This is a genomic window from Bradyrhizobium sp. 17, assembly GCF_023073515.1.
Taxonomy (GTDB): domain Bacteria; phylum Pseudomonadota; class Alphaproteobacteria; order Rhizobiales; family Xanthobacteraceae; genus Bradyrhizobium; species Bradyrhizobium canariense_D.
This window is the reverse complement of the sequence record NZ_JADPJQ010000052.1, coordinates 1-7,231: the sequence shown is the minus strand read 5'-3', so window position 1 is coordinate 7,231 and position 7,231 is coordinate 1. Positions and strand designations below refer to the sequence as shown.

Sequence of the window (7,231 nt, the reverse complement as noted above, 5' to 3'; positions counted from 1 at the left end):
CGCCAGCAGTGTGGCTTTGCGCAATTCGTCCAGATCGGTCATCTTCCTCGCTCCGACATTTCGTATCGTATTGAAATATGTTATATTGAAGATAGGCCAATCCCAGAAAACTGTCAATCGCGGGGAAGATTTGCCCCAAAATTTAGATGTGCATCCTTCAACAGTGCGATGGTAAGGTTTGCTGACTTGTTCGCACAAGGCGAACCAGAGAAGCTCCTTTTCATGAAGCGCGCGTAACGTTTGCAGAGTTTGCGCCCTGGATACCACGCGAAGTCGCCGCAATTTCGAAGGAGCAGGCAAGTGACCATCTGCCCTTTCAAGCAAATCAAAGTCGCGTGATCCTCTCGATGGCACTAGAGAATATATTGTTTCAACTCGACCGACTGTGGGGCATCGCCTCAACTCGGAGAATGATTGACGTCGCGGGATTCGAGCGGAGCCATGCGAGATGTCGGATGGTAAGGTGATCGGGCGGTGTGGCTCGCCGGCACTTGGATGATTCGATGCCATCGTTGAATCTGACCTGCGATGACCTCGGCAACTGATTTGTGGCTTGAGCCGTCGCCAGATTTTGGTGCGGCGAGAACCAGCTTGAACACATCAGCCTGGCGATGATCGACAGCAACGAACACATGGTGCAGACCGTCCGGCGCCGCAAGGTGGCGAACACTCTCTCGATCCTTGACCAAGCATTCGACCGCCCGCCCGCGCTGGCGCGGTATTTCTCTGCAAAGACGTCGATCTCCACTTCCGCGAACGCCGGTTCGGCGCCCGATGGACTTCGCCCAAGTCTTCCTTTATCGCGGCTTGGATCGAGAGCGGGACATTCCAAAAGCCGAGCGCGCCGTCGCCGACAGCAATTTCCACGGCGCTGTGCAGTCCGCGCTGCTTGACGTCGATCAGGAGCTCACGCCGGCTCTGTGTGCCCTCGCGCATGCCGACCTGGAAGCCGATCAGTTCTTTTTTGCCTTCTGGCGTCGCGGCGATCAGCGCAGCTTGCACTCGCCGTGGCTCTCAACGCAGGCCTGCAGGAAGCTGCTCTTGCCGCTCGGCGAATTGACTGTCGCACGCACCAAATTCGCGATTGCTGTCGAGTTTCCAGGGCCGATCGACCCATGTACAGCGCTCGGGTCACAAATCGATCTCGCACGCCGTTGAAGAACTCAGCTACGTCGCAGCTTTGTGAGTCCTTCAACAGCAGGGATGAGAGCGTAAGTAGCATCGCCTTTAGCGATGCCCCCTCCATCTCTCGCGCCAACTAAAGATCGATGCGCTTTCTTACTCGAACGACAATAGTTCGCAAGCGGCCATGTATTGATACTCAAAGCGGCCTCGCCGCGCAGTTTGCAGGAGTAATTCAATTCCATAAGGAGCTGTCGGCTATGCGTGGTGTTCTTGAGAAACGTTGATGGCGGTCTTACGTCAAGTGCGATGAAATTGATCGTTGGAGGCTTTACTCGATTGGATGAGCGACAGTCCCTTGAGGATCGAATGACGCAATCGCCCCGGTTGGGGATAGATTTGAAGGCCAGGACAGGCTTCGACCACAAGAAAACGATAGCTCAGCTCTACCAGGACATCTTGACCATCGAATTGAGCGCTCTTTCCGTTTCAGGTGCGATATAGGAACAACCTGCTGTAGATTCAGCCTGAATGTTTGGAGCGATCTCCAGAAAAGGGCTAGGGAGCGAGAACGTTCGATCAGGTTCGATCGCCGCGCGAAGTCCTTTGATTTACAGCTATAAACTTCATGGGGCGGATCGGTCCGCGCGTTCCGCTCGGATCTGCTTGTTGCGGCATCGCATGGGCCGCCTTCCGTTGTTCTGCGCATGGCCCACGTTTCAACGGAGGGACGGCCCATCCGAGTAAAAGTCATGCATGATATTTCACGGACTCGCCCTCTAAGGACTTCCCTTCAAACTCCGCCTGCGTCTGCGTGGCATGTATCAGTCCTCGCGCAAAGCGAAGCCATTTTTGGTCAGCCTCGCGCCGCGCGCTGAAGCGGTCGACGCATTTCCTGGAGCAAAGGGCGGTCCGCCAATAATAGTGGCGGATCAGACCGAATTTTCCGCCGCAAATCGCGCAGCACTTTACGGTTCGGTCGTGGTGCTTTTGGACGCTGTTACGCATTCTCGCCTCCTGTCGGAATTGCATGCATCGCCCCAAAATTTTCGTGGAACACGCGCGCAGCGAAAAATGCGGCATCGATCTACGCGCAAATTTGCCGATAAACTACATCGTATCGTATGTCAATAGGTCCTATTTATGGCGGTTGCCAGGAGATAGATTGGGCGAGGCGCTTCCGGAAATAGATCGACCGCTGCCTTCAAGTCAGCGGGAATGGCATACAGACTTATCAACGTCTGTCAGACTGACGCAATATGGAGCATCAAGTAGATCGCGCTCCCGAGCGGCCGCGGCAGCAGATTTCGGCCCCTAAAGAACGCCTGTAGTTTTGAATCGATGTCTGGGAGATGACCGCCATCACTCGTTGGTCACGGAGGAGACTTCGCTCGTTGGTCTGCGCACGACCGTTGCAGCGCGTATCGCGGAGTCAGTTAGTGGGCGCCAATGGGACGATGGTGTAGCCCGCCGCATCTGCGCCAGGCTGTCGTTCCAAGACGATCGAACGCCCGTTCGGCACGATCAGCCGCGTCCAGACCAGCAGCACGCGCGACTGCCAAATGCCACCTGGCTATCGTACGTTCCGAGGAGCCTTGCTCCCTGCGGGCTGAGCCGGGCTCGACCGGTGGGGGAATCGTGCACCGGTTCCGTCACTTGCGTCGTGAAGGTCGTGCGGTCTTTACGACAGGCACGGCTCTCGTCGGAGCACCGCGCCGAGCTCAAGCTGATGCCACAAGTATGACCCAACGCGCGCCTTCGTCGTCGCATGGACGTTCGGGCCGAGAAAAGATGAATCGCCAAGTATTCGATGCAATTTGCCTCGCACTTCTGAATGCGGTACAAGCTATTGCGATGCACTATCTCGTTCGTAATTGCTTTTAAAGGCCGCGACTAGACGGTGAATGCTGAAATGAGCCACGGGTTCAACAACTATGTGTATACGCCCCTTCTCCGCCGGAACCTTCGTGGCCGTTCCGAATGCGAAACCGCCCCCAAACTGCTTTGGTGAAGTTACAACAATTGGAATAGAGACCAGGATCTAAAACATGCAATATGCGGCTGCTGATCTCTCGCCCCGCGATCGCTACAAGCTCTTGACCTCCTTTGTGTTGCCGCGACCAATCGCCTGGGTGACATCGGTCGGCCCCAGCGGCATAGTCAATGCAGCGCCTTTCAGCTTTTTCAATGTATATTGCGATACCCCTCCGCTTTGCATCATTTCGCTCGGCAAGCGGCCCGACGGGCGAATCAAGGACACACTCTCAAACATCCAGCGTACCGGCGAGTTCGTGGTCAACATGGCCGACGAGCCGCTTGCGCGCAGTATGCATGAGACCAGTGGCGACTTTCCGCCCGAAATCGGCGAGCCGAATTATTTCGGGCTAAAGCTTGCGTCCTCGACCGGCATTGCGCCACCAAGGCTTGCTGATGCGCCATGGGCGATGGAGTGCAAGACCTGGAAGGTAATCGACGTTGGTGACACTCGACGTCTCATCTTGGGCGAAGGGGTCCACTTCCATGTCCGCGACGAACTATGGGATCACGAAACCATGCGCGTGCATATGGAACGCTATCACCCAGTCGGACGAATGTTCGTTGATTCCTATTGCCGCACGGACGACCGCATTGTGTTTCCGCCAGCCGAAGGCCCGACTATCACATAGGCGGTTCTCGACGAAGCAACGAACACAACGGGAAGCAAAGCCGCTGGCCCAAGGCAGCATTATCGAGGCGCGCTTCGCGAGTGTAGCCTGTGGGTGCTCCGCCTGCCGCGTTGATTGCGAGCCTGCTTGCAACTTCGCTCATGAGAACAAGCAGGGGGAGCCTTCCATACGCTTCAATTACAGTTTCGTAGGCGATTGTCGTGCATCCAGATTTCATGAGGCCCTTGGCTTGCTCCGGTGCCAGATGCAGACAGGTGAAGAGGATCTTGGTGTCTCGCAGCTGCGTCCATTCAGGCGGTTTGGGTTCCTTGATCTTCGCGGTCGTTTCGCTCGACGTGAAGACCTCGCCAGCATTAGCCGCAATCGCAGCGCCGCCCTCAGGTTAATTGTCATCAGTCCAATGTCGGCACGATGCTGGATCCGGTTCCGCGACTAGCGCTTACGAGGGAGGCCCGTGGGTTCATCGACGATGGATCGCGTTTTTCAAAAATTTGCTGAGCGATTGAGCGAAAGCACACACCCAGATGCCGCTCGGCAGAGCATGGCCGATATCACCGCCGCGCTCAAATTGTCATACTTCGCATATCTTGCTCTGCCCCGCACACCCGGTGGTGCTCCGAACCTGATCTCAACATATCCATCCTCCTGGACCGCTCTGTACTTGCAGCGCGGATACGAGTCCGTCGATCCAGTGGTGCGTCAGGCCATCGCCGCGCCTAGGGCCTTTCGATGGGGACTTGGATACGAACCACAAAGCCAGTCGGATTCCGAACGCGCGCTGTTCGAGGAAGCCGCCAAATATGGGATTCGTTGCGGAGTTACGCTGCCAATTCACGATGGGAAGGGCGCGATCGCTGCGCTAAGCTTTGCCACGGACGAGCGTCGAACTGGTTTCGAGCGCTCGTTGGTCGAGCACGCCGAGAGCCTGCGGCTAATCGCAAGCTTTTTCCATGCGCATGCAAGGCGGTTCTGGACGATAGATCGCATGGTCGGTGGGGCCGTGCTATCTCCTCGTGAGTTTGAATGTCTCGAATGGTCCTCGCGTGGCAAAACAGCCGGTGAAATCGGGATCATTCTGGGCATTGCGGAGCGAACTGCGGGCTTTCACCTGGATAACGCCCGTGCGAAGCTCGGAGTCAGTTCGCTCCGTCAGGCCATCGCGCTGTTAACCGAATCAAAATCTCGAAGATAGTGCCCCGAACCTCGGTGGTCACCTGGGCAACTACACAGGATGCGCTTGCCTCGACTTGGCTGTTTGATTGCCGAAACCGAGCAGGGGGCGAGCATGATGCAGCTCATCACGCCGGAGTACTACGGCGACTTCGTACATGATCTCGCCGAGATGCACCGGCTGCGCTACCGCGTTTTCAAACAGCGCCTCGACTGGAACGTCGAGGCCACCGGCGAGATGGAGCTCGACGAGTTCGATGTCCTTCGACCGGTGCATCTACTGAACCGCTCGACTGCCGCAAATATCCAAGGTTGCGTCCGGCTTTTGCCTTCGACCGGTCCGACCATGCTGAGAGACACGTTCCCGATTCTGCTGGACGGGCAACCGGTGCCACGAAGCGACCGGATCTGGGAAAGCAGCCGATTTGCGCTCGATGTTCCTCCAGATGCGCCGAAGGCGAGTGGCGGGCTTGCCGCCGCCACGTACGAGCTGTTTGCGGGAATGATTGAGTTTGGCCTTTCCATCGGCTTGACCGAAATTGTCACTGTCACCGACGCGCGGATGGAACGCATTCTTAGGCGCGCGGCCTGGCCTCTCCGCCCGATCGGAAAAGCTCATCCTCTCGGAAATACCACTGCCATGGCCGGGTATCTTGAGGTATCGACCGATGCTCTGGAGCGTATCCGCAAGAGAGGGCGGATCTTGGGTCCGGTGCTCTGGGCTCCAGTCATCCGAGCGGCGGCTTAACCCTAAAGCAAGAACGGGCGCCTCTGGTTGAGCCTTAAGGATGCACAATTTCCTTCGATCAAGGCCTTCTCTTCAGGCCGGCAAAGCGCTTGATTTGAAGCACCTGCGATCCGCCGTGGCTGCGGCTGATTGTGGCAGCCTTCGTCAAGCGGCGGAATTGCTCAGACTTCAACAATCGAGCCTCAGCCGAAGGATCAGCGAGATTGAACATCACTTGGGAATTGCGATTTTTGAGCGCTTTAGTGGGGGTGTGCGCCCAACGAAGGCAGGCCGCAATGTTCTTCGCGCGGCAAGGACAATCCTGGAGGAGTTCGACGGTCTGATAGCGAGCGCGAGGGCGGTTCGGAACAGCGAGGCCGGGCGGCAGGGTGTCGGATTCTGCACCTCACTTTCTATTGGCAACCTGCAGACCAGCTTGCTGGATTTCAGGCAGCGATTCCCGTACATCGAACTCGAGACGGTTGAACGATCACGAACACGCTTGGGGACGGCACTTCGAAATGGCGTTCTCGATGTCGTGATCGTCACAGGACACTTCCCTTTGCTCGACAATCAAACGATGTCGCTATGGAGCGAGCGTGTTCTGGTCGCCCTCCACCACGATCATCCCCTCAGCGCGCGCGATACTGTCTACTGGACCGACCTGCGCGGCGAGACGGTGCTGCTGAGCTACTACGATCCCGGAAAGGAGTTTGAAGATCTTTTGATTTCCAAGCTTGTCTCGCCTGAGGATCGACCCAAGATCGAGCGTCACGACGTCAGCCGCGGCATCATCAATAGCCTGATCAGCATGAACGGGGGAATCAGCCTGGTGCTGGAATCTGACATGGGCATCAACTATGCAGGCCTGGTCTACCGAGAGCTGCGCGACGGCTCCGGTTCGAGCCGGTTCGATTTCTCCGCATACTGGCGAGCCGACAACGAAAACCCTGCCCTCGCCGCCTTCCTTAAAATGCTCTCCGAGCGCTATCCCTCGTCCGCGTTCGAACGCTGACGCGCTCGTCGGACATTCCGGAATTTTCTATCGGCTGCCATGAACCGCGCCAACATGGGCGCGATAAGCTTGACTGGATCTCCGATCGGCTGCTGGGTCTCCTGTGCAAGGATCTCGGCATATGCCACGAGATCCCTGTGCACGCTCGCGGGCAGTTCATGCGTAATTTTGATCGGCTTGTCGTCTTCGATTGCGCCGAGCTTAAGCTTGGCCATCGTCCTCACCCCCTATACGGTTCGAGCACCAGGTCACGGTTGACGATCACCCGCACCGGAAATCCCGGACGAATCGTCAAAGTTGGCTGAATATTGAGATTGCGGCGGACTAACTGCTGGCCCGTTTGATTGATCGAATCCCCAGCTCCACGGCGGAGCGCGGCAATGAGATCGCTGTTGGTATTGCCGCTATCAGCGCCGGAATTCACCTCCGTGCCCACGGAAAGCAGCGTCGAAAGAGCGGCCGCCCCCAACAATTCCTTCCAATGATTGTCGACTTCGTCCTCAAGACCAGAGTAGCCTGCCGCATCTGCGC

Annotated in this window: 8 protein-coding genes and 3 pseudogenes; 5 read left to right on the top strand and 6 right to left on the bottom strand. The window is 57.0% G+C overall.

The genetic code is table 11. The features are described from left to right. Positions 1-237 (top strand): hypothetical protein (locus IVB13_RS09325; RefSeq protein WP_247488537.1); only part of this gene is annotated, 237 nt, incomplete at its 5' end. A 161-nt stretch (positions 238-398) separates the two neighbouring features. Here the strand turns inward: IVB13_RS09325 and IVB13_RS09320 are convergent. The 3 genes and pseudogenes from IVB13_RS09320 to IVB13_RS09310 form a co-directional block, all read right to left on the bottom strand. After that, the gene (locus IVB13_RS09320) at positions 399-689 is read right to left on the bottom strand and encodes a hypothetical protein (protein ID WP_247488539.1); all 291 of its coding nucleotides are present in this window, start codon (positions 687-689) and stop codon (positions 399-401) included. After that, positions 666-990, bottom strand: a pseudogene (locus IVB13_RS09315) (transposase); the annotation flags it as partial. The pseudogene IVB13_RS09315 and the gene IVB13_RS09320, both read right to left, overlap by 24 nt. A 1,591-nt stretch (positions 991-2,581) precedes the next feature. After that, a pseudogene (locus tag IVB13_RS09310) lies at positions 2,582-2,787 on the bottom strand (TrbI/VirB10 family protein); the annotation flags it as partial. 383 nt (positions 2,788-3,170) lie between these two features. On the opposite strand from IVB13_RS09310, the gene IVB13_RS09305 reads away from it, so the two are divergent. Beyond that, positions 3,171-3,788: a flavin reductase family protein gene (locus IVB13_RS09305; protein WP_247488535.1), complete on the top strand. Its 618-nt coding sequence runs from the start codon at positions 3,171-3,173 to the stop codon at positions 3,786-3,788. Between the two features lie 94 nt (positions 3,789-3,882). On the opposite strand, the pseudogene IVB13_RS09300 reads toward IVB13_RS09305, so the two are convergent. Beyond that, a pseudogene (locus IVB13_RS09300) lies at positions 3,883-4,161 on the bottom strand (alanine dehydrogenase); the annotation flags it as partial. Between the two features lie 81 nt (positions 4,162-4,242). Here IVB13_RS09300 and IVB13_RS09295 point away from each other — a divergent pair. The 3 genes from IVB13_RS09295 (at position 4,243) to IVB13_RS09285 (ending at position 6,700) form a co-directional block, all read left to right on the top strand. Next, positions 4,243-4,980: a LuxR family transcriptional regulator gene (locus IVB13_RS09295; RefSeq protein ID WP_247488532.1), complete on the top strand. Its 738-nt coding sequence runs from the start codon at positions 4,243-4,245 to the stop codon at positions 4,978-4,980. 93 nt (positions 4,981-5,073) lie between these two features. After that, entirely contained in the window at positions 5,074-5,706 is a 633-nt protein-coding gene (locus IVB13_RS09290) for an acyl-homoserine-lactone synthase (protein ID WP_247360839.1), read from the top strand. 40 nt (positions 5,707-5,746) lie between these two features. Beyond that, positions 5,747-6,700, top strand: coding sequence for a LysR family transcriptional regulator (locus tag IVB13_RS09285; protein ID WP_247488531.1), 954 nt, complete (start codon positions 5,747-5,749; stop codon positions 6,698-6,700). Here the strand turns inward: IVB13_RS09285 and IVB13_RS09280 are convergent. Together IVB13_RS09280 and IVB13_RS09275 are read right to left on the bottom strand one after the other, a co-directional pair. Then, positions 6,673-6,915 carry a DUF2274 domain-containing protein gene (locus tag IVB13_RS09280; protein WP_247488529.1) on the bottom strand — a complete coding sequence of 81 codons (243 nt, stop codon included), beginning with the start codon at positions 6,913-6,915 and terminating at the stop codon, positions 6,673-6,675. The genes IVB13_RS09285 and IVB13_RS09280 overlap by 28 nt on opposite strands. Before the next feature lie 5 nt (positions 6,916-6,920). Beyond that, on the bottom strand, positions 6,921-7,231 hold a 311-nt coding region (locus tag IVB13_RS09275), incomplete at its 5' end, for a TrbI/VirB10 family protein (protein WP_247487274.1).